Source organism: Leifsonia shinshuensis (genome assembly GCF_022606355.1).
GTDB classification, from domain to species: Bacteria; Actinomycetota; Actinomycetes; order Actinomycetales; family Microbacteriaceae; genus Leifsonia; species Leifsonia shinshuensis_B.
In genome coordinates, this window is sequence record NZ_JAHHZQ010000003.1 from 547,342 (window position 1) to 567,448 (window position 20,107).

Sequence of the window (20,107 nt, forward strand, 5' to 3'; positions counted from 1 at the left end):
AGGGACCAGAGGATTTCACCGAGAGTAAGGCGGTTATCGTGGCAGACTCCTCGTTCGACGTCGTCAGCAAGGTCGACAAGATGGAGGCGGACAACGCCGTCAACCAGGCCCGCAAGGAGGTCGAGCAGCGCTACGACTTCAAGAACGTGGGCGCCTCTGTGGAGTGGAGCGGCGAGAAGGTGCTGCTCAAGGCCAACACCGAGGAGCGGGTCAAAGCCGTTCTCGAGGTCGTCGAGTCCAAGTTCATCAAGCGCGGCATCACCCTCAAGTCGCTCGACACCGGCAAGCCCTATCCGTCGGGCAAGGAGTTCCGGATCGAGGTCGGCCTCAAGAACGGCATCGAGCAGGATGCGGCCAAGAAGATCAACAAGCTGATCCGCGACGAAGCGCCGAAGAGCGTCAAATCGCAGATCCAGGGCGACGAGCTGCGCGTCAGCTCGAAGAGCCGGGACGACCTCCAGGCGACGATGGCCCTCCTGAAGGGCGCCGACCTGGAGGTGGCCCTCCAGTTCGTGAACTTCCGCTGAGCGGGCCTCTCGCGGCGAGCGGGCCGCGTGGGCCGGGAGGGCCTGCTGGCAGCGGACGGCTCGCGCTGAGCGCGCCGCGCAACCAGCGCGCGACCTCGCGGTAGGCGGCCTCGCGCACCGCGGGTCGCGAGAGGAAGACGTCGTGCAGCGCACCGTCCAGGCGTGCGACGGTGACCGTCGGCGCGAGGTTCAGCGCGCGCACGGCGATGTCCTGCACCTGGAGCACGATGTCCGAGTCGAGCATGTCGTCTGTCCAGTACGGCAGCAGTGTCGAGCGTGCCGACACCAGGGTGAGCACGGGGGCGTCGATCGCGAGCCCGGTCGCCACCCGCGCGTGGCCGGCGAGCACGGCGGTCAGCCATGCGGCCGGCACGGGGAAGCCTCTGACCGGCCGCCAGGTCAGGTCGTAGTCCCATTCGCCGTCGAGCGTGCGTGACACTGAGCGGGTGTAGAAGCCGAAGTCGACGTTCGGCAGCGGCGCCTTCGGGTCGAGCCGAGCGTGCAGATCGACGAACGGGCTGATCATCGCGCGGCCCGTCGAGTGCGCCTGGAACTCCAGCCACGGGCTGTTGAGGACGACGGCAGCGGCGCGTCCCGGATGGCGGTCGGCCCACAGGCTCAACGTCAGGCCGCCCGTGGAGTGGCCCATCAGGATCAGTCTGCGATGGGGCGGCCGGCGCGGGTGCTCGTGCTCTCCGTGGCCCATCGCCTCCAGCGCCGCCTCGATGTCCTCGTCGTAGGTGTCCAGCGAGTCCACGAAGCCCGGGGTCTGGCCGGGGCGCAGACTCCGACCGTACTTGCGCAGGTCGAGTGCGAAGAACCGCGCACCCTGCTCGTGCCAGAACCGCGCCAGCTCGGTCTGGAAGAAGTAGTCGGACCAGCCGTGCACGTACAGCACGTCGGTGTCTTCCGCCGGATGGCCGGGCCGCAGGTCGGCGAGGCGCGGCCACGGCTCGTAGCGCACGAGTGTGGCGACGACGTCGCCCTCCGCGTCGGGCGCGAGCGCGAGCGTCGCCTGCTGGAAACCGGCGCCGAGAACGTCGGGGCGCCATTCCACCGGAGTGCTCATGGCTCCAGCGTGCCAGAAGGCACCGCTCGGCGGGAGGCCTACTCGGCCGCGCCGACCTCCACCGCAGTGCCGTTCGACACCCGGATCATCTCGTCACGGGGGACGACCTTGACGCGGGCGCGGCCGCGTTCCGCGCCGAGGGCCTGCTCGTGCTCGTCGAGGTTGTGCCAGCCGTCGAGATTCGTGTACTCCACACCCCGGTCGCGGAGGAGTTTCTCCACAGATTCCTCGGATGGGTCAGCGGGAGACCACCAGTTGCCCTGATCGTTGATCACATGTTTGATCGTCTCCATCGCATCCGACTTGGTGTGACCGATGAGCCCGACCGGCCCACGCTTGATCCACCCCGTCGCATACACGCCGTACATCCGCTCGTTGTCCCCCGTGCGCAGCACTTGTCCCTCGTGGTTCGGGATGATGCCGTGCTTCTTGTCGAACGGGATCCCGGGCAATGGCGAGCCGAAGTAGCCGACGGCCCGGTAGACCGCCTGGATCTCGAGCTCGCGGATCTCCCCGGTACCGCGTACCCCGCCTTCGCCGTCCGACTCGGTGCGCTCGTACCGGATCGCCCGCACGTGGCCGTTCTCGTCCGACAGCAGCTCCAGCGGCTTGGCGTAGAAGTGCAGGTGCAGGCGACGGGAGGCCGACCCGACCTCGCGCTGGCGCCACTGCTGCAGCACCCGGTCGATCACCATGACCTGCTTGTTGCTGGCGATCGCCGCCTTCGTGTGCTCGTCGTAGTCGAAGTCCTCGTCGGCGAGGATCATGTCGACGTCCCGCAGTTCGCCGAGCTCCCGCAGCTCCAGCGGGGTGAATTTCACCTGGGCCGGGCCTCGGCGACCGAACACGTGCACGTCGGTGACGGGCGAGTTCTCGAGGATCTCGTAGACGTTGTCGGGGATCTCCGTCGGCAGCAGGTCGGCGGCGTGCTTGGCCAGGATGCGCGAGACGTCGAGGGCGACGTTTCCGTTGCCGATCACTGCGACCGACTTCGCTTCGAGCGGCCAGGTGCGGGGCACGTCCGGATGGCCGTCGAACCAGCTGACGAAGTCGGCGGCACCGTAGGAACCGTCGAGCTCGATGCCGGGGATCTCCAACCCCGCGTCGTGAACGGCTCCCGTGGCGAAGATGACCGCGTTGTAGTGCCGCTTGAGGTCGTCGAGTGTGATGTCGACCCCGTAGGTCACGTTGCCGAAGATACGGATGTCGCCGCGGTCGAGAACCTCGCGCAGGGCGGTGATGATGCCCTTGATGCGTGGGTGGTCGGGCGCGACGCCGTAGCGGACGAGCCCGTAGGGCGCCGGCAGCGACTCGAACAGGTCGATCGAGACATCGAAGCCGCGCTCGGCCTTCAGCAGGATGTCGGCAGCGTAGATCCCGGCCGGGCCGGCGCCGACGATCGCGAGTCGCAGTTTGGTCATGCGTTGTTTCCTTCTGGGTCAGCTCGAACGTTCGACGATGGTGTCGGCGAACCGCACGAGCGCCTTCTTGACTGCGCCGTCGGGCAGCGGGGCGAGCGCCTCGACGGCCTCCCTGGCCCAGCGGTGCGCCTCCTCCAGAGTCTGCGCGGTCACCTCGTGCTCGCGCAGGGCCGCGATCGCGGCGCTGGCCTCAGGGCTCACCTCGCCCTCCTCCGCGGTGCCGATGACGTCGCGCTCCAGCCGTTCGAGCAGGGCGCGCGCGTCCGGCTCCGTGTCTGCCCGCTCGCGCAGTCGGAGCACGGGCAGGGTGGCCACGCCGGCCCGGAGGTCGTTGCCGGGAGTCTTGCCGGTCTCGGCGACACCCGTCGACGACAGGTCGATGACGTCGTCGATCAGCTGGAACGCCACGCCGATCTTCTCGCCGAAGGTGACGACGGGCTTCTCGTAGGCGGGGTCCGCGTTCGAGAAGACCACGCCCATCTGACCCGCGACGGCGATCAGCGATCCGGTCTTGTCCTGGAGCACCCGGATGTAGTGGGCCACAGGGTCTTCACCGTCCTGCGGGCCGATGGTCTCGTGGAGCTGGCCGAGGCACAGCCGCTCGAAGGTATCGGCCTGCAGCTGGATGGCGCGCTCGCCGAGCGCGGAGACCAGCTTGCTCGCGCGCGCGAACAGCAGGTCTCCGGTCAGGACGGCGACGGAGTTGCCCCAGACGAACTGGGCGGTCGGAACGCCGCGACGCATCTGCGAGTCGTCCATGACATCGTCGTGGTAGAGCGACGCGAGGTGGGTGATCTCGACGGCCTGCGCCGCCTGAAGCACCCCCGGCGTGTTCCCGTCGCCGAGTTGCGCCGTCAGGAGGGTCAGCATCGGGCGGACGCGCTTGCCGCCAGCCTCGAGCAGGTAGCGGGTGGTGACGTCTGCCAGGTTGTCCGCGAACCGCATCTCGCGGTGAAGCGCCTCCTCGACCAGCGCGAGACCGTCGTCCACTGCCGTGGCGACCTGGCGGTCCTCACCGCGGATGAAGATCCGTTCGGTGAGACCGAGCTGGCTGGTCAGCGACGCGGGACGCCGCACAGCCGGAACGCTTCGTGGCACTACTCCCCCTCGGATGGGATGGCGGACGATGAGTCTTCGGAGCCGGTGCCGCGAGCGGATCGTCCATCGGCGGGCTTTCCGTCCGTCGACTTCGTGGCGGCAGGCTTATCGCCCGCGGGCCGGGGCCGCGGCTTCGCAGCGGCGGGCTTGCCGGCGGATGGCTTGCCGGCGGATGCGGCAGGCTTGGCGGCAGCCGCGGGATTCCCGGCGGCCGCAGGCTTCCCGGAAGCGGCAGGCTTCGGGGTGGCGGGATTCGGGGTGGCGGGTTTCCGGTCGGCGGCGGGCTTCGCGGCCGACTTCGACGCAGGCTTTCCCTCGGTCGACTTCGAAGCGGCGGGCTTCGCGGCTGCCGGCTTCGACGGACGTGCCGACGACCCGGAGGCGTTCGACGCGTTGCGCTTCGTCGCAGACGGCTTCGTCGCCGACGCCTTCGGAGCGGGGGCCGACGTCGCCTCGGGGGCGGTCACGGTTTCAGAGGCGGTCACCGTCTCGGGAGTGGTGGCCGGGGTCGGCGCGTGAGAGGTCAGCGGCTTCCAGCCGCGGTGCAGCGCGACGATCCCCGCGGTCAGGTTGCGCCAGGCCACCCGCTCGAGGCCGGCCTCCCGCATCCACGCGGCGAGTGCCGGCTGGCTCGGCCAGGCCTCGATCGACTCCATGAGGTATTCGTACGCGGCGGGGTTGGAGCTCGCCACCCGGGCGAGCACCGGCATCCCGTAGCGCAGGTAGGCGGCGTATCCGGCGCGCACCGGCGCCAGCGGCGGGCGCGAGAACTCGCAGACGACGACGCGGCCGCCCGGCTTGGTGACCCGGTAGAACTCGGCGAGCGCCGCACGTGGGTCGACGATGTTGCGGAGGCCGAACGAGATCGTCACCGCGTCGAACGTGTCATCGTCGAACGGCAGCGCGGTCGCGTCGGCCTGCACGAAGCTGATGAACGGGTTGGCCGCCTGGCGCTGCCTGCCGACCTCGATCATCCCCTGCGAGAAGTCCGCGGCCACCACGCTCGCTCCGTTGCGCGCGAGCGATGCACTCGACGTGCCGGTTCCCGCCGCGACGTCGAGGATCGTCTCGCCGGCGCGCGGCGCGACGGCTCGCGTCGTCGCCACACGCCAGAGCGTCGCATTGCCCATCGAGAGGACGGTGTTGGTCCGGTCGTAGTGGGTCGACACCTCATCGAACATGGCGGCGACCTGGGCGGGCTGCTTGCTGAGGTCGGCCTTACTCACCCCACCAGCTTAGGCTGCGGCGTGATGCGCTGCATTCCACGCCTGCGCGCGCTACACCGTATGCGGAGTGGATGTCCAGCCCACGCGCATCCGGCGCCCAGCGCGCCGGGCGTAGGCTGGTCCGGTGACTGCACCCTCGACCACCCGCCGGGTGACGGGCGTGACGGCGCTCTCGGTCGAGACGACCCCCCTCGACGACGTCCGGCATCTCGTCCCCTTCCTCGACTCCCGCCGACCGCTCGTGTGGATCCGCAAGGGCGAGGGGATCGCCGGCATCGGCGAGGCGTTGCGGCTAGAGTTCCGCGGGCCGGACCGCATCCGGCGGGCCTCGGAAGCGTGGCGGCAGACCGTTCAAGCGGCGACGGTCAGCGACGGCGTGCGCACGCCCGGAACGGGCCTGGTCGCGTTCGGCACGTTCGCGTTCGACGACGAGAGCTCGGCCACCAGTGTCCTGATCGTTCCGGATCTCGTCCTCGGACGCCGTGGCGGTCGCAGCTGGATCACGCGGATCCGGCGGCTGGACGATGTCGACGACGCACCAGAGGATGGCGATGGCGTCGGTGCGGGGTCCGCATCGCAGCGCGGGGGCCACCCGATCATCGCGACCGACGACCTGCCCCGGCCGATCGCGTTCGGCGACGAGTACCGCCTGAGCCTGCTTCCGGCCGGACTGGACGAGGAGGGTTACCGGTCGGCGGTCGCGACGGCCGTCTCCAAGATCCGCGAGCACGACCTGTCGAAAGTCGTCCTGGCGCGCGAGCTCTCCGCCCATCTGCCGCTCGAGTCCGACGTGCGCCGTGCGCTCGTGGAGCTCGCGCTCGGGTACCCGGACTGCTGGACGTTCGCCGTCGACGGCCTCGTCGGCTCCTCGCCGGAGACGCTGGTGCGAGTGCACCACGGCACGGTGACCGCGCGGGTCCTGGCCGGCACGCGGTCGCGCGGCCGCGACGCCGCGAGCGACCACGAATCGGCCGCCGCCCTCGCCGCATCCGTCAAAGACCAGGACGAGCACCGGTTCGCCGTGGCGAGCGTGCTCGACGCGCTCCGCCCGCACAGTGCCGACCTCGCGGCGAGCGACCTGCCGTTCACCCTGAAGCTGCCGAACCTCTGGCACCTCGCCACGGACATCGCCGGCACCCTGAGCGACGGGGCGAGCTCGCTCGACCTGGCGGACGCCCTCCACCCGACGGCCGCGGTCGCCGGAACCCCGACCAGGGAGGCCGTGGCGCTGATCCGGGAGCTGGAGCCCTTCGACCGCGGGCGCTACGCCGGCCCGGTGGGCTGGGTCGGCGGCGACGGAGACGGCGAGTGGGCGATCGCGTTGCGCTGTGCGCAGCTCGACGAGACCGGCAACCTGACCGCGTACGCGGGAGCGGGCATCGTGTCCGACTCCGACCCCGCGGCGGAGTACGCCGAGACCACCATGAAGTTCCGACCGATCGTCGAGGCGTTCGGCTGAAACGCGGGCCGCTCCGGGCTCAGGAGGCCGCGAGCCGCGCCCGCTCCACCTCCAGGTCGTAGTCGGGCTCCGGCCAGTCCAGCCCCAGCTCCTCCAGTGCGTGGATGAGCAGGTGCTGCACGGCGAGACGCGCGTACCACTTGCGGTCGGCCGGAACGACGTACCAGGGCGCGTACGACGTCGAGGTGCGGTCGAACACGATCTGGTAGGCGTCCTGGTAGTCGTCCCACAGAAGCCGTTCATCGACGTCGTTCGGGGTGTACTTCCAGTACTTCTCCGGCCGGTCGAGGCGTGAGGCGAGCCGCGCCCTCTGCTCGTCCTTGCTCAGGTGCAGCATCACCTTCACGATCGTCGTGCCCGACTCGGCGAGCTCGCGCTCGAACGCGTTGATCGCGTCGTAGCGCCGCTCGATCTCCTCGTCCGCGGCGAGGCTCCGCACCCGGCCGATCAGCACGTCCTCGTAGTGCGAGCGGTCGAAGACGCCGACCTCGCCCGCACCGGGGACGTGCTTCCAGATCCGCCAGAGGAAGTCGTGGGCGAGCTCCTCGTGCGTCGGCTTCTTGAACCCCGCGTACCGCACGCCGCCGAGGTTCATCTGCCCCACGACGTGAGTGACGATCCCGCCCTTGCCCGCCGTGTCCATCGCCTGCAGCACGAGCAGCACACTGCGCTTCTCGCCCAGCATCCCCGCCGCGAACAGCCGCGCCTGCAGCTCAGCCAGGATCGCGGCCCCGTCGTCGAGAGCCTGCTCCGCGTCCTTCTTGTCGGCAGAGAAGCCCGGTGTCGAGCCGGTGTCCTGCTCGGCGAGACGGAACCCCTCCCCCACGCGCATCAGCGGATCGGGATCCTCTGCCCAGTACGTCTCGCGTCCCACGTGGCCTCCTCGCTCGGGTCGCACCATCGTACGGCCTCCGGTTCAGACACCGGCGACATCGAGCACCGGCTCGAACGCGTCCGGTCTGTGCAGCACCACCCGCGTCTTCACACCGTCCGGGAACAGCCGTGCCAGGTCGGCCGCGCTCGCACGGTCGTCCACCGTCACATCGATCGTCTCGCGCCAGCGCCCGTCGGGCATCCGCTGCAGTGTCGCCTCCCAGACCAGGCCCGGCGTCATGCGCGCCTGGAGACGCAGGTGGATGCCGACGGCCCTGCGCCGTCCGAGCAGCGACAGCAGCCCGCGGTAGACCGCCACCCGGCGAGTGGCGGCCAGCCACGGATCGAGCGTCCGCACCAGCGCGTCGGCGCTCCACAGGATCGTCGTGGCCAGGCCGCCCCGCGACTGGTACACATCGACGGCGTAGACGCCGGCCAGGCGGCGCAGTGTCTGGCGCAGGGCTTCCTTCGTGATCCCGTCCTCCACCGTGCTGTGAAGGTAGAACGGCACCGCCGAACGGGCGGGGAGGCCGCCGGCGCGCAACGCCGAGCGGTCGTACACCGTCTGCCCGTCGCCGAAGAACGGCCGGAGCTCCACGAGCAGGGAGGCCACCGCGCCGGCGGGCGGCTCGTTCTCGATCGCGCCCGCGGTGTCGGCGTAGGCGATCGCCTGGTGCAGCGCTCCCAGCCGGAACCCCGGGGACAGTGCGGGCCCCGCCTTGACGGTGACGAGGACCTCTGAGCCGTCGAGGTCGAGCCGAACCGGGTTCTCCCTGCCGTCGATGCGCGGAACGAGGTCGAGGACGTGCTCGATCGCGAGCGTGCGGACGCCGGCGGGGATCGGCAGGCGCCCCAGCGGCGAGCCCGCGACGACGAGATGCGTCACGGTGAAGCCGGCGGCGTGCGCGCGTGCGGCCACCTGGGCGGCGACCATGCCGCCGAGACTGAAGCCCGCGAGCACGACGGGCTCCCCCGGCGCTATGCCCGCCTCGCGCATGGCCGCGAGGGCGGCACGGGTGATGGTCGCTTCGTGCTCCGCGCCGATCACGAGGTCGGCCGTCAGGTCGTTCGGCGCGACGCCGGGCCGCGGATGCCACGACTTCGTGCTCGGGAACTGCACGATCCAGTGCCGGACTCCCTCGTGCTCCCGTTCGACGAGGCGGATCACCGCGGTGTCGATCCGCTCGTCGAGGTCGGGGTCGCAGAGGTCGTCGATCTCGCGCTGGCTGAGCAGGAGGTCGCGGAGCGTGTGCACCGACCGGCGTCGCATCGCACCGGCGGCGAGCCCCGGGATGCCGAGCGGGTCGGGGCGCGGCCCGAGCTCGAGCCCGAGCAGACCCGCCGGCACGTCGACCAGGCCGGGCGACGGCGTGTACTCGTCGCCGGCGCCGCGGTCGTCCCACCAGCGCAGGAAGTCGTGCAGGAGCGGGAACCGCTGCTGCAGGAGGTCGTCGTAGCCGAGCAGCACGGCGTCGTGCCCGTCGCGCAGCAGCCCGCGCCTGCGGCCCAGCGCCACCGTCTTGCGCAGCAGAGCGGGAAGCGTGAACACCGCGAGATACGGTCGCGCCCGCCAGCGCGGCAGCACGATGCCCACCACGCCGATCAGGAGCGCGAGCGGCGCCAGCAGCCATCCCGCGATCCGCGCGAACCCGCCGGTGAGCCGCGGGGCCGCAGACAGGTACAGGCCGCTCAGCGTCGTCCGGCGCGACCGGCGCCGGCGTGGCGCGGGTGCGGGGAAGGGATACGGCTGCTCCCGCGTGCGCTGCAGCGCGTACCATGCCCACTCGGCGGCGAACACGAGGAGGCTCACGACCGCGACGACGACGGCCGCAGCGGCACCCGCCGCCAGCAGCACGACGCCGGCCACGAGGGCGAGAGGGAGGCCAACGACGAGCCCGGCCACGAGCGCCGTCCAGCCTGCGGCCGTCCGTCCCCGCCAGAGGCGAGGGGGCAGCTGGCTGAGCATGCGGTCAGCCTAACCGCGACACCCGTCGTCGCCGGGGTGCACACGGGAGGAGCTGCTCATGCCGTGCCGGTCCGCTCCGGTGGTTCGTGATCGTGGAGCGGATCAGAGTGATGGTGGAAGATCCTCCAGCGGTCTCCCTCCCTCCGGTAGAGCACCGTGACCCGTCGGGAGCGGACGGCATCCGAACCGGCCCCGTTGCCCACCCGTTCTCTGAGGATCACATAGCCCATGTCGCCGACTGCCTGAGCTGCGATGAGCTGCTCGCTGTACTCCGGCTGCCACCCCGCGTACTTCTGCGCGGCACGATCGATCGCAGCACCGATCTGCGACCACCCGGCCGCCAGACCGCCGTAGGCGCCCATCATCGTCGCGTCCTCGGCGTGCGACCACAGTTCGCGATACGCGCTCCCGTCGCCGCGGAGGAGCCTCTGCACCGCCGCGCGCAGCTGCACCATCGTTTCCTCCTCCCACGGGGAGCTCATGAGGACAGGACCCGCTTCACGAACGGCTCCACCGCGGCGCGCCAAGCGGCAGGAGCGTCGAAGTGGAGGACGTGGCCCGCTCCCGGTATCTCCACGAACGCTCCGCGGGGCAGCCGATCCGCCATTCGCCGCGAGCCGTCGACGGGAAAGTAGCTGAGTTCGCCTGCGACCACGAGAGCCGGACACTGAACCGCTTCCAGCTCGGCGGAATGATCGCGATCGTTCCAGTGCTGGCGGCAGGCGAGTACGTTCTCGGTTCGCGCCAGCGGCCAGTAGCCCTCGGCGTCCTCGTAGACCACCTCGACGAAGTAGTCCCCCTCGGACGGGTGCACCCGGTCGGAGTGATCGCCGATGAAGAACTCTCCGAGGTGCCCGCCCGCGAAATACTCCCGCACGTCGGCGATGCTGTCGAACGGCACTGGCCAGTGCGCGAGCCACGCAGCCCAGCGATCCTGCACGTCGGGCACCACTGCGGCCATGTCGCCGATCACCACGCCGCGCACCAGCTCGGGATGCGTGCCGGCGAGCTGCCACGCCGTCAGCGCCCCCATCGAATGACCGATCACGACGGCCGGCGACAGACCGAACGACTCGATCACCGCTGCGGCGTCACCGACGTGAGCTGCGCGGTCGTAGGGCCCGGCCGGCGCCTCGCTCAATCCGTGCCCGCGGGCGTCGAAGCCGACCACGTGCCCGTACTCGGTGAGCCATTCCGCCGTGGAACCCCACGTCGAGGTCCGGCCCATCATTCCATGCAGCAGAAGGATGCCGGGACCTTCGCCTCCGTAGTCGACGACGGCCAGCTCCGTACCGCCGAACCCGGCCGTCCTGCTCCGTGAAGCGTTCATGAGATTCCTTTCCTAGCGGCCTGTCGTCACGGTCAATGAGGTGAATCCATGGAATCCGAGGTTGCTGTTCCACACCGGCTCGACATCGTCGGCGACGCGCAGCCCGGGGAATCTCTCCAGCAGCGCCCGCAGCGCGGCCTTGGCCTGCAGGCGCACCAGGAGAGCCCCGATGCAGACATGCGGCCCGCGACCGAAGGACACGTGCCGATTGGAGGACCGGGCGAGGTCGAGCTCATCGGGGTCGGGGAAGACCGCCCGATCGCGGTTGGCCGACCCGACATGCAGCAGCACGGCTTGCCCTGCCTCGATCCGATTGCCTCGATAGGTGAAGGAACGGGCCGCGGCCCGTCCGACGAATTGAACCGGGGTGTCGTAGCGGAGGAACTCCTCGACGGCGCTCGACAACAGGGCAGGATCGCTCTGCAGTCTCTGCCGCTGCCGGGGATGGTGCTGAAGCGCCCACACCGCATTGCCGATCAGGTATCGGGTGGGCTCCAATCCCGCGAACATCAGCAGCATCCCTTGGGCGCACGCTGCCGCCTCGTCGAAATGAAATCCGCCCGACTCTTCGACAGCGAGTTTCGCGAGCATCGTGTCGTGGCCGAAACGCACCGAGTGGGAGACCAGCTCGCCGAGGTACCCCGCGAACTGCTGGACCGCGCTCCGACCTCGCCGGAGGTCGTCCACCGTCAGCGCGCTGGCCCCGAAGAGGTAGGCGATGTCATCGGACCAGCGTGCGAGCAGCTCGTGGTCCGTCACCGGCGCACCCAGGAGCTGAGTGATGACCATGGCCGGCAAGGGGCGCGAGAAGTCGGCGATCAGGTCGGCGCGCTCGCCCCACGTCGAGAGGAGTTCGTCCACAGCGCGGTCGATGATCGGCGTGAGGCTCTCCTTCGAGAACAGGTTGCAGATGCGATTCATGTGCTGCCTGCGCAGGAGATGCGCATCCCCGTCGAAGAACGCCACCCAGTTGGAGAGCACCGGCACCAGGTCGGCGAACTCCTCGCGCTGCTCGGGGGCGAGAGCCAGCAACGGAAGGTTCGACCGGTTGTTGGTCAGCCGGTCGTCGGTCAGCATCGTGACGACGTCCTCATAGGCGAAGAAGACCCAGGACCCTCCGTACATCCGGGAGTTGTGGATGGGATCCCGTTGCCGAAGGATCTCGTAAGCGGGGTAGGGGTCGGGGATGATCCGTGGGTTGCTGAGAGAGAAGTCCGCCGGCTCGAAGTCGTCGGCATACGAATTGGAATCCATTGTTGCCACCACCGTCAGGTATCCGAAACACAGTGTCTGACCGTACTGGCTGGATGATATCCATCTGATTGGTTCGATCCGGGGCGAGTCGCAACGCCGGTCCGGCTACGAACCGGCATGCCCGCGATCCCGCCGGCGAAGACACGCAGGCACCTCACCCACGAACTCATCCACAGCGACCGGCACCCGCGCTCGCCGCACTGCCGACTAGCCAGGCGCCACCCCACCCCGCTACGTTGTGCGCAATCGAGAGGAGCTCGTTGTGAACGGATTCTGGAACTTCTTCTGGCTGATCTTCTGGGCTTTCGCCTTCGTCGCCTACCTGATGGTCCTCTTCACGATCCTGGTCGACCTGTTCCGCGACGAGAAGCTCAACGGATGGTGGAAGGCCGTCTGGGTGATCTTCCTGATCTTCGTCCCGTGGCTCACCGCGCTGGTGTACCTGATCGCCCGTGGTCGCGGCATGGCCGAGCGCAACTCCCGTTCGCGCGAGACCGTTCCGGAGGACACGGACTACTACACGCACCCCACCCCGTCCGCGACGCCTGCCGCCGACATTCAGCAGGCGCAGGAGCTGCTCGACAAAGGCATCATCAACGCGAACGAGTTCGACGCGCTGAAGGCCAAGGCACTGGGAAACCGCTTCTAATTCTCGACCGCGGCACGTGACGCGCGACACGCCACAAGAAACTCGTGACACGATGGACTTGAATCCGACGCGGGCGGATGTAATATTCATGTATGCCTGTACCCATTGCAGAAGCCGTCAGTCCCCGGCGGCTCATCCGCGACGAAGTCTTCATTCGTCTGCTCGACGCCATCGTCGACGGGGACCTCACCCCCGGCGAACAGCTCTACGACGCTGAGATCGAGAAGTGGGTCGGGGTCTCGCGCACCCCGGTCCGCGAGGCGCTCAACCAGCTGGCCGCCATGGGCCTCGTCGAGATCATGCCCCAGAAGCGCACCAGGGTCACCCCGATCGACCCGGTACGGCTGCGCGCGCTCATCGACACCGTCGGCAGCCTCATGACCGGCGTCGTGCGCGACGCGACGCCGCTTCTCACCGATGAGGACAAGGATGCGCTCCGCGCGTTCAAGGACCGGATCGGCGACGGCTCCGAGATGGCCGACCTGGTGCGCGAGCGCGTTCTCAGCGACGGCTTCATCAACGTCTTCCTCCGCCGCCTCGACAACCGGACCATCGCCAAGCTCTTCACGCGCCACCTCCCCGAGGTGCGCAGGGCGCTGATCGCGGCCCCGACCTCCAACGCCTTCATCGCGGGTGCGCCCCACGCGAAGGCGGCGGTCGACGCCGCCATCGCGGGCAACGGCGCCAAGGCCTCGAAGGCCGTCGCCGAATTCTGGACAAAGGGCCTCGTCACCGTCGTCGACGAGTTCGCCACGAAGGCCGTACCCACTGGGAAGGAGGGACGCTGATGCCGCTTCCCGTGAAAGACTCCGCTCCGGTCGAGCGTCAGCTGCTGCGCGACGTCGTCTACAACCGCCTCTACGAAGGCATCCTCGACGGCACCCTCGAGCCGGGCGAGACCCTCCTCGACGAGAAGCTCACGGCCTGGCTGGGCGTCTCCCGCACGCCCATCCGCGAGGCGCTGATGAAGCTCGCCGACATCGGGCTGGTCGAGATGGCGCCCAACCGCTACACCCGCGTCGCGCCGATCGATCTGCGCGCCATCGACGAGGCGATCTACACGACCGGTCTCCTGCACGAGTACGCCGCGCGGACCTCCGTGCCCACGCTCGACAGCGCAGCCCTCGGCCGCCAGGACAAGGCCCTCAAAGAGGTCCGCAAGGCCGCGAAGTCGAACAGCCTCCCGGCCCTCGGCCGCGCGCTCAACGACTTCTTCCTCGAGTTCGAGCGCAACAGCGACAACGCCGTGCTCCTCGCGATCAGCGAAGGGCTGAGCCCGCAGGTCCTGCGCTACATCGCGGTGTGGAAGCAGCCGTTCGCCACCGACGACCTCCCCGGCCGCGTCGCCGAGATCCTCGAGGCCGCCAAGGCGCACGACGGCGCGAAGGCGGGCGACCTGGTGCGAGACCTGTACGCGTCCTCGCTCACGCAGTTCCTCGCGGACTACCGCCGCGGTGACGACGAGATCGACGAGAGCCCGGTCGTCTGACCGTCAGCCCTGACGAACCGTGCCCGGTGCCGTCAGGCGCCGGGCACGTGTGCGTTCAGCCCTCGGCGTCGACCGCTGCGCGGCCAGAGACGACCGAGCGGATGTACGAGGCCACCTTCTCGTGCTCGGGGTGCACGACGTAACGCTGCAGCGCCGCCTCGTCCGCGAAGTCGCTGACCAGCACCACGTCGAACTCGTTGACTGGGAGGGAGTTGATGCCCACCTCGAAACGCAGGATCTCGGGGATGACGGCGGGGAGGGCCTCCAGACCGGCCGCGATCCGCGCCGCCTGTTCGGCGCGCTCGGTCTCGTCCGTCGACGCGAGCTTCCACATGACCACGTGACGCAGGGTCAACGTTCCTCCTCCAGCAGGGCGATGCGCAGGCGGGTCGGATCGACGCGCCAGTAGGTGTGCTGCCGCCCGTCGATCAGCACGACGGGGATGTCCTCCACGTAACGCTCGTGGAGTTCCGGATCATCGAGGATGCTGCGCTCTTCGACCTCCACTCCGGGAGCATCGGCCGGCAGGGCGGCGATCACCGTGCGGATCACCTCACGCGCGTCGTCGCACAGATGACAGCCGGGCTTGCCGATGAGCGTGACGGTGACGGATGACACGTCGACAAGCTTAACGGCAAAAAGCGCCGACCCTCTCGGACCGGCGCTCGAGCAGCAGACGCTGAGGTCTACTTCTTGTTGCGACGCTGGTGGCGCGTCTTGCGAAGAAGCTTGCGGTGCTTCTTCTTCGCCATACGCTTGCGACGCTTCTTGATAACGGAACCCACGTAGACCTCACAAAGTTGGTGGTTTGCCGCGGGAAACGCGGCGACACAAGCAGCCAGTCTACCCGACTTCAGGCCGAGTCCGCGACGCCGCCGTCGAGCTGGGGTGCGACGGTCTTCAGCGCCTGCGCGACGGCGGACTCCGGAACGCGGAAGGACCGGCCGAAACGGATGGCCGGGAGCTCACCGGCATGGACGAGCCGGTAGACGGTCATGCGGGAGACGCGCATCATGTCGGCCACTTCGGCGACCGTCAGGAAGCGCACATCCCGTAGGGCGTTCGAGCCCCCTTCGTGAACCATGCGGTGTCCCTCTCCTGCCCGTCATCGTACTCGGGTGGCGACGACGGCGAACTAGGGAACTCTAGTCGCTTCGACCGTTCAGTCTCTACGCCACTTCTTCGGCGTGACCCGCTCGACCCGGCGGCGGGTGTCGGCGAGCACCTTGCCGACCGTGCTGGCGAACTCGCGGGTCTCGTCGGCCAGCTCGACCGAGTACGCGGTCAGGTCCACGTCGGAGGCGGTGAACGGGATCACCCAGTCCTCCACGGCCTCCAGCGGGGCGGGGTCGAGCCGGTAGTAGCGGTGCTGGCCCTCTTCGCGCACGGAGACCAGGGAGGCCTCGCGCAGCACCTTCAGATGCTTGGAGACGGTCGGCTGGCTGAGCTCGAGGGTCGCCACGATCTCCGAGACCGATATCTCACCGGCGGGACGCGAGTCATCCGAGTTGCGGTCGAGCAGCACTCTGAGGATGTCGCGACGAGTCGGGTCGGCGATCACGTCGAAGATGTCGGCCATTGCACCAGGCTAGTCGTACGGGTGGCGGAGTACCATGTCCGAAGCTGTCGGTGGGAGGAACGGACGATGCGCACGACGCAGGCGGCCCGGCGGGGGTCCGCGGCCGCGGGGGGACGCGCTCGCGCGGCAGTCAACGCCTTCGCGCAGCGGAGCCCTTCGCGGTTCGCGATCCTCGTCTTCGCGCTGCTGATCCTGGTCTTCACGCTGCTCTTCTCGCTGCCGTTCGCCTCCGCCTCCGGCACCTGGACGGGCCTGGCCGACTCGCTCTTCACCGCGGTGTCCGTCATCTGCGTGACCGGCCTCTCCACCGTCGACATGGCGACCCACTGGTCGGTGTTCGGGCACCTGCTCGTGTACATCGGCGTGCAGGTCGGCGCTGTCGGCGTGCTGACGATGGCGAGCATCCTCGGCCTCGTGATCTCGCGCCGCCTCGGGCTGCGCGCCAAGCTCATCGCGGCGAGCGACAGCAACCCGCAGCGCATCCACGCCGGCCCGGTGGCGGAGGGCCAGGCGGTGCTCCTCGGCGACGTCGGCAAGCTGCTGCGCACCGTCGCGATCAGCATGGTCGTCATCGAGGGCGGCATCGCACTGCTGCTGTTCCCCCGCATGCTCATCGCCGGGATGGACGTCGGCAGCTCGCTGTGGGAGAGCCTCTACTACTCGGCGATGGCCTTCACCAACACCGGTTTCGCGCCGAACACCGAAGGCCTCACGCCGTTCGTGAACGACTACTGGTTCCTCGGCGCGCTCATGATCGGGGTGTTCCTCGGCGCGATCGGGTTCCCGGTCATCCTGGCCATCGCCTCCAATCTGCGCAAACGACGCAGGCGCTGGTCCATCCACGTCAAGCTCACCCTGCTGACCTCGGTCATCCTGCTGGCGGCGGGGACGGTGCTCTACATCGTGCTCGAATACGACAACCCCAAGACGTTCGGCCGGCTGGACGCCGGGCACACGGTCTTCCAGTCGTTGTTCCTGTCGACGATGTCGCGTTCGGGAGGCTTCTCGACCATCCCCATCCAGGACCTGCACGGCTCGAGTCTGCTCGTCACCGACATGCTGATGTTCATCGGCGGCGGGTCGGCCTCCACCGCAGGCGGCATCAAGGTGACGACGCTCGCCGTGCTGTTCCTCGCGGCGTTCGCCGAGGCGCGCGGCGTGGAGTCGATGGACGCGTTCAAGCGCCGCATCCCGATCGACGTGCTGCGGCTGTCGGTCGCGGTGGCGCTCTGGGGCGCGACGATCGTGGCGGTCGCGAGCATCCTCATCCTGCAGATCACCAAGGCGCCGCTGGACCACGTGCTGTTCGACGTGATCTCCGCGTTCGCCACCTGCGGCCTCTCCACCGGCCTGACCGAGAAACTGCCCGACGCCGGCGTCTACGTGATGGCCGCCACGATGTTCTGCGGCCGCGTTGGTACAGTGACACTCGCTGCGGCGCTCGCGCAGAGCCAGCGCAAGCAGCTCTACCAGAACCCCGAGGAGAGGCCGCTCGTTGGTTGACCGGATCAAGCACAACGCCCCCGTGCTCGTGATCGGCCTCGGCCGCTTCGGTGCGGCGACGGCGGGACAGCTCGATCGGCTGGGCCGGGAGGTCCTCGCGATCGACACGGACGCCGGGCTCGTGCAGAAGTGGGCCGACCGGGTGACGCACACCGTGCAGGCGGACGCGCGCTCGATCGAGACGTTGCGGCAGATCGGCGCCGAGGACTTCTCGATCGCGGTCGTCGCCGTCGGGTCGTCGATCGAGGCCAGCGTGCTCATCACCGCCAACCTGGTCGACCTCCACGTGCCGCAGATCTGGGCGAAGGCGATCTCGCAGTCGCACGGCAAGATCCTGGAGCGCATCGGCGCGAACCATGTCATCTATCCGGAGGCCGAGGCCGGCGAGCGCGTGGCGCACCTGGTGTCGGGGAGGATGCTCGACTTCATCGAGTTCGACGACGACTTCGCGTTGGTGAAGATGTTCCCGCCGAAGCCGATCCGCGGCGTCAACCTGTCGGAGTCGGGCGTGCGGAGCCGGTACAACATCACCGTCGTCGGCGTGAAGAGCCCCGGCAAGCCGTTCACCTACGCGACCCCCGACACCGTCGTCTCCAACCACGACCTCATCATCGTCTCGGGCGCCTCCGCCGACATCGAACGCTTCGCCGCCCTCGACGCCTGACCCGCGACTTCGCGCCGCGCCGCGCCCCGTCCGCAGCCATCGATTCCTCACTTTCTCTCGCCCCAGCGCGGCGTGTTGCAGGAGAAAGTGAGGAACGGATGGCTGCTCTGTGGATAACCGTGAAGGGGAGGGGCGCGGCGTTCAGGATTGTCGGGTGAGTGGACTGGTTGAACGACGTGGATTCACGGTGGCCGAGGGACGGGATGCGGGCCTGTCCCGTCGGCAGCTGTACGGGCCAGGCGTGCAACGGAGCTTTCGCGGGGTACGCACCATCGATGTCGACATCGAGGATCACCGGGTGCGCTGCCGTGCGTATGCGGCTCTGCGTCGACCCGGCCACATCTTCAGTCATCACTCGGCTGCGGCCCTCCACGGGTTCCCGCTGCGGTGGGCCGTGCAATCGCGCGACGTGCACGTCGCCGTGTTCGCTCCCCTCAAGCCGCCGCGAATGGATGGCGTGGTCGGGCACGAGTTGCGTGGTGCCGGCCACCGCATCGTGACGCTCGACGACATGCAGGTGGTCGCGGCCGAGGACGCTTGGGCTCAGTTGTCGGGGGTCCTTCCGATCGACGACCTCGTCGCCATCGGGGATTGGCTGATCACCGGAGACGAGCCGTACTCCGGCACGGCCCCGTCTCACACGCGCGACCAATTGGAGTCAGCGATCCGACACCACGGGCGTCGGCCCGGCGTCCGTCGCCTCAGGGAGGCTTTCGAGCTCGTGAGATACGGCCCGCTCTCACCGCAGGAGTCGCGACTGCGCCTGGAACTGGTGCGCGCAGGCCTGCCGGAGCCTTCTCTGAATCACGACGTTCACGATCGGGAGCGACGCATCGCCATGGTCGATCTCGCCTATCCGGATCACCGGCTCGCGATCGAATACCTGGGCGATCATCACCGGACGGACGCGGACACCTACCGCGAGGACATCTATCGCCGCGAACGCCAGGCCGCCGCGGGCTGGGATGTCGTCTTCCTCACGGTCGACGACCTCGCCGGCCCCACTCCGCGGGCTCCCCTCATCGTCCGCCGCGCCTACGCCCGAGCGTCCCGCCGCCCGTAGCCATCCCTTCCTCACTTTCTACCGCCTCCCACCGGCGTTTTGCGGGAGAAAGTGAGGAAGCGATTGCTGGGGGCGGGGGTTAGGGGGTGGTGGGGGCGGCGAGTTCGCGGGCGCGGGCCAGGGCGGCGTCGGTGGCCCGGGTGAAGAGGGTGGGGAGGTCGGCGGAGGCGAGGACCTCGATGGCGCGCTCGGTGGTGCCCTTGGGGCTCGTGACGCGGCGGCGCAGCTCGGCCGGGTCTTCTCCGGAGGCGACCAGCAGCTCCGAAGCGCCGAGGAAGGTGCCGTTCACGAGGATGCGCGCCTGCTCCGCGGTGAAACCCTTCTCGACGGCGGCTGCGGTGAGCGCCTCCACCAGGAGGAACACGTACGCCGGGCCGGAGCCGGAGATCGTGCTGAGCGCGTCGAGCTGCGACTCCGGCACCTCCACGACCTCCCCCACGGTCTCGAAGAGCGACCGGACCAGTTCGAGGTCGTCGGGCTCGGTGCGTGTCCCCGGGCTGATCCCGGTGACGGCCTTGCCGACCACCGCAGGGGTGTTCGGCATCGACCTCACGACGACGATGTTCTCCGGCAGCAGCGACTCGAACGTCGCGACCGTGACGCCGGCGGCCACGCTGACCACGATGGTCCCCGGGTTCAGCGACGACGAGATCTCACGCAGCAGGTCGGGCACCATCGCCGGCTTGACCGCCACGATGACGATGGCGGCGCCGTCGACGGCGAGGCGGTTCGCCGCACCGTCCTTCTCGGTGGCGAAGGCGGTGACGCCGGGGATCCCGGAGAGCTCGGCGGCCCGCGCGGCCGAGCGGTTGGTCACCCTGATCCCACCTGCCACCTCCACTCCGGGCGCGGTCAGCCCGGAGAGGATCGCGCGGCCCATCGAGCCGGCGCCGAGCATGGCGATGGTGGGCAGCGTGACGTTCTGCGTGTCGGTCAT

At 69.2% G+C, this 20,107-nt stretch carries 23 protein-coding genes; 8 read left to right on the forward strand and 15 right to left on the reverse strand.

The annotated features are described in order from the left end of the window. The first annotated feature begins 80 nt into the window (after window positions 1-80). Window positions 81-527 carry a YajQ family cyclic di-GMP-binding protein gene (locus KNO15_RS14040; RefSeq protein ID WP_241704682.1) on the forward strand — a complete coding sequence of 149 codons (447 nt, stop codon included), beginning with the start codon at window positions 81-83 and terminating at the stop codon, window positions 525-527. Here KNO15_RS14040 and KNO15_RS14045 read toward each other — a convergent pair. From KNO15_RS14045 to KNO15_RS14060, 4 genes are read right to left on the reverse strand one after another with little or no spacing between them, the layout of a single operon-like run. Next, window positions 433-1,596, reverse strand: coding sequence for an alpha/beta hydrolase (locus KNO15_RS14045; RefSeq protein WP_241704373.1), 1,164 nt, complete (start codon window positions 1,594-1,596; stop codon window positions 433-435). The two genes, KNO15_RS14040 and KNO15_RS14045, sit on opposite strands and share 95 nt — an antisense overlap. A gap of 38 nt (window positions 1,597-1,634) precedes the next feature. After that, complete coding sequence (locus KNO15_RS14050; RefSeq protein ID WP_241704374.1) at window positions 1,635-3,017, reverse strand: FAD-dependent oxidoreductase; 1,383 nt, start codon at window positions 3,015-3,017, stop codon at window positions 1,635-1,637. Window positions 3,018-3,035: 18 nt separating this feature from the next. Continuing rightward, window positions 3,036-4,094 (reverse strand): polyprenyl synthetase family protein, encoded by a 1,059-nt coding sequence (locus KNO15_RS14055; protein ID WP_241704683.1) that lies wholly within the window; start codon window positions 4,092-4,094, stop codon window positions 3,036-3,038. Window positions 4,095-4,114: 20 nt separating this feature from the next. Continuing rightward, entirely contained in the window at window positions 4,115-5,341 is a 1,227-nt protein-coding gene (locus tag KNO15_RS14060) for a demethylmenaquinone methyltransferase (RefSeq protein ID WP_241704375.1), read from the reverse strand. A 124-nt stretch (window positions 5,342-5,465) separates the two neighbouring features. Here KNO15_RS14060 and KNO15_RS14065 point away from each other — a divergent pair, with 124 nt between their 5' ends. Beyond that, window positions 5,466-6,800 (forward strand): isochorismate synthase, encoded by a 1,335-nt coding sequence (locus KNO15_RS14065; protein ID WP_241704376.1) that lies wholly within the window; start codon window positions 5,466-5,468, stop codon window positions 6,798-6,800. Between the two features lie 19 nt (window positions 6,801-6,819). Here the strand turns inward: KNO15_RS14065 and KNO15_RS14070 are convergent, their stop codons facing one another. The 5 genes from KNO15_RS14070 to KNO15_RS14090 form a co-directional block, all read right to left on the reverse strand. Further along, the gene (locus KNO15_RS14070) at window positions 6,820-7,632 is read right to left on the reverse strand and encodes a PPK2 family polyphosphate kinase (protein WP_241704684.1); all 813 of its coding nucleotides are present in this window, start codon (window positions 7,630-7,632) and stop codon (window positions 6,820-6,822) included. A gap of 84 nt (window positions 7,633-7,716) precedes the next feature. Continuing rightward, window positions 7,717-9,639 carry a thioesterase domain-containing protein gene (locus tag KNO15_RS14075; protein ID WP_241704377.1) on the reverse strand — a complete coding sequence of 641 codons (1,923 nt, stop codon included), beginning with the start codon at window positions 9,637-9,639 and terminating at the stop codon, window positions 7,717-7,719. Window positions 9,640-9,695: 56 nt separating this feature from the next. Next, window positions 9,696-10,094, reverse strand: coding sequence for a YybH family protein (locus KNO15_RS14080; protein WP_241704379.1), 399 nt, complete (start codon window positions 10,092-10,094; stop codon window positions 9,696-9,698). 23 nt (window positions 10,095-10,117) lie between these two features. Then, complete coding sequence (locus tag KNO15_RS14085; protein WP_241704380.1) at window positions 10,118-10,969, reverse strand: alpha/beta fold hydrolase; 852 nt, start codon at window positions 10,967-10,969, stop codon at window positions 10,118-10,120. Between the two features lie 12 nt (window positions 10,970-10,981). Next, window positions 10,982-12,223, reverse strand: a complete 1,242-nt coding sequence (locus KNO15_RS14090) for a cytochrome P450 (RefSeq protein ID WP_241704381.1) — start codon at window positions 12,221-12,223, stop codon at window positions 10,982-10,984. A 262-nt stretch (window positions 12,224-12,485) separates the two neighbouring features. On the opposite strand from KNO15_RS14090, the gene KNO15_RS14095 reads away from it, so the two are divergent. From KNO15_RS14095 to KNO15_RS14105, 3 genes are all read left to right on the forward strand, one after another. Next, complete coding sequence (locus KNO15_RS14095; RefSeq protein WP_241704382.1) at window positions 12,486-12,872, forward strand: SHOCT domain-containing protein; 387 nt, start codon at window positions 12,486-12,488, stop codon at window positions 12,870-12,872. Window positions 12,873-12,964: 92 nt separating this feature from the next. After that, window positions 12,965-13,660 carry a GntR family transcriptional regulator gene (locus tag KNO15_RS14100; protein WP_241704383.1) on the forward strand — a complete coding sequence of 232 codons (696 nt, stop codon included), beginning with the start codon at window positions 12,965-12,967 and terminating at the stop codon, window positions 13,658-13,660. Continuing rightward, complete coding sequence (locus tag KNO15_RS14105) at window positions 13,660-14,361, forward strand: GntR family transcriptional regulator (RefSeq protein WP_241704384.1); 702 nt, start codon at window positions 13,660-13,662, stop codon at window positions 14,359-14,361. Before KNO15_RS14100 ends, KNO15_RS14105 begins: the two co-directional genes overlap by 1 nt. A gap of 55 nt (window positions 14,362-14,416) precedes the next feature. Here KNO15_RS14105 and KNO15_RS14110 read toward each other — a convergent pair whose 3' ends face one another. From KNO15_RS14110 to KNO15_RS14130, 5 genes are all read right to left on the reverse strand, one after another. Then, on the reverse strand, window positions 14,417-14,716 hold the full coding sequence (locus KNO15_RS14110) for a Dabb family protein (protein WP_241704385.1): 300 nt from the start codon (window positions 14,714-14,716) through the stop codon (window positions 14,417-14,419). After that, on the reverse strand, window positions 14,713-14,979 hold the full coding sequence (locus KNO15_RS14115; RefSeq protein WP_241704386.1) for a glutaredoxin family protein: 267 nt from the start codon (window positions 14,977-14,979) through the stop codon (window positions 14,713-14,715). The genes KNO15_RS14110 and KNO15_RS14115 overlap by 4 nt, the downstream gene beginning before the upstream one ends. A 68-nt stretch (window positions 14,980-15,047) precedes the next feature. Then, entirely contained in the window at window positions 15,048-15,146 is a 99-nt protein-coding gene (locus KNO15_RS14120) for a 30S ribosomal protein bS22 (protein WP_003792170.1), read from the reverse strand. 68 nt (window positions 15,147-15,214) lie between these two features. Then, window positions 15,215-15,445, reverse strand: coding sequence for a helix-turn-helix domain-containing protein (locus KNO15_RS14125; protein ID WP_208040688.1), 231 nt, complete (start codon window positions 15,443-15,445; stop codon window positions 15,215-15,217). 78 nt (window positions 15,446-15,523) lie between these two features. After that, window positions 15,524-15,940, reverse strand: coding sequence for an ArsR/SmtB family transcription factor (locus KNO15_RS14130; RefSeq protein WP_241704387.1), 417 nt, complete (start codon window positions 15,938-15,940; stop codon window positions 15,524-15,526). Between the two features lie 66 nt (window positions 15,941-16,006). Here KNO15_RS14130 and KNO15_RS14135 point away from each other — a divergent pair, with 66 nt between their 5' ends. The 3 genes from KNO15_RS14135 to KNO15_RS14145 all read left to right on the forward strand — a co-directional run bounded on the left by KNO15_RS14135 (window position 16,007) and on the right by KNO15_RS14145 (window position 19,170). After that, the gene (locus KNO15_RS14135) at window positions 16,007-17,443 is read left to right on the forward strand and encodes a TrkH family potassium uptake protein (protein ID WP_241704388.1); all 1,437 of its coding nucleotides are present in this window, start codon (window positions 16,007-16,009) and stop codon (window positions 17,441-17,443) included. Beyond that, entirely contained in the window at window positions 17,436-18,107 is a 672-nt protein-coding gene (locus KNO15_RS14140) for a potassium channel family protein (protein WP_241704389.1), read from the forward strand. The genes KNO15_RS14135 and KNO15_RS14140 overlap by 8 nt, the downstream gene beginning before the upstream one ends. Before the next feature lie 154 nt (window positions 18,108-18,261). Next, on the forward strand, window positions 18,262-19,170 hold the full coding sequence (locus KNO15_RS14145) for a hypothetical protein (RefSeq protein ID WP_241704390.1): 909 nt from the start codon (window positions 18,262-18,264) through the stop codon (window positions 19,168-19,170). A 79-nt stretch (window positions 19,171-19,249) separates the two neighbouring features. On the opposite strand, the gene proC is transcribed toward KNO15_RS14145, so the two are convergent. Beyond that, complete coding sequence (gene proC, locus KNO15_RS14150; protein ID WP_241704391.1) at window positions 19,250-20,107, reverse strand: pyrroline-5-carboxylate reductase; 858 nt, start codon at window positions 20,105-20,107, stop codon at window positions 19,250-19,252.

Excerpts from the sequence above, each read along its gene's own strand:
- KNO15_RS14040 (WP_241704682.1), top strand. The coding sequence starts at position 81 with ATGGAGGCGGACAACGCCGTCAACCAGGCCCGCAAGGAGGTCGAGCAG.
- KNO15_RS14045 (WP_241704373.1), bottom strand. The coding sequence starts at position 1,596 with ATGAGCACTCCGGTGGAATGGCGCCCCGACGTTCTCGGCGCCGGTTTC.
- KNO15_RS14050 (WP_241704374.1), bottom strand. The coding sequence starts at position 3,017 with ATGACCAAACTGCGACTCGCGATCGTCGGCGCCGGCCCGGCCGGGATC.
- KNO15_RS14070 (WP_241704684.1), bottom strand. The coding sequence starts at position 7,632 with ATGCGCGTGGGGGAGGGGTTCCGTCTCGCCGAGCAGGACACCGGCTCG.
- KNO15_RS14075 (WP_241704377.1), bottom strand. The coding sequence starts at position 9,639 with ATGCTCAGCCAGCTGCCCCCTCGCCTCTGGCGGGGACGGACGGCCGCA.
- KNO15_RS14080 (WP_241704379.1), bottom strand. The coding sequence starts at position 10,094 with ATGGTGCAGCTGCGCGCGGCGGTGCAGAGGCTCCTCCGCGGCGACGGG.
- KNO15_RS14085 (WP_241704380.1), bottom strand. The coding sequence starts at position 10,969 with ATGAACGCTTCACGGAGCAGGACGGCCGGGTTCGGCGGTACGGAGCTG.
- KNO15_RS14090 (WP_241704381.1), bottom strand. The coding sequence starts at position 12,223 with ATGGATTCCAATTCGTATGCCGACGACTTCGAGCCGGCGGACTTCTCT.
- KNO15_RS14100 (WP_241704383.1), top strand. The coding sequence starts at position 12,965 with ATGCCTGTACCCATTGCAGAAGCCGTCAGTCCCCGGCGGCTCATCCGC.
- KNO15_RS14105 (WP_241704384.1), top strand. The coding sequence starts at position 13,660 with ATGCCGCTTCCCGTGAAAGACTCCGCTCCGGTCGAGCGTCAGCTGCTG.
- KNO15_RS14125 (WP_208040688.1), bottom strand. The coding sequence starts at position 15,445 with ATGGTTCACGAAGGGGGCTCGAACGCCCTACGGGATGTGCGCTTCCTG.
- KNO15_RS14130 (WP_241704387.1), bottom strand. The coding sequence starts at position 15,940 with ATGGCCGACATCTTCGACGTGATCGCCGACCCGACTCGTCGCGACATC.
- KNO15_RS14135 (WP_241704388.1), top strand. The coding sequence starts at position 16,007 with ATGCGCACGACGCAGGCGGCCCGGCGGGGGTCCGCGGCCGCGGGGGGA.
- proC (WP_241704391.1), bottom strand. The coding sequence starts at position 20,107 with ATGACCGACACGCAGAACGTCACGCTGCCCACCATCGCCATGCTCGGC.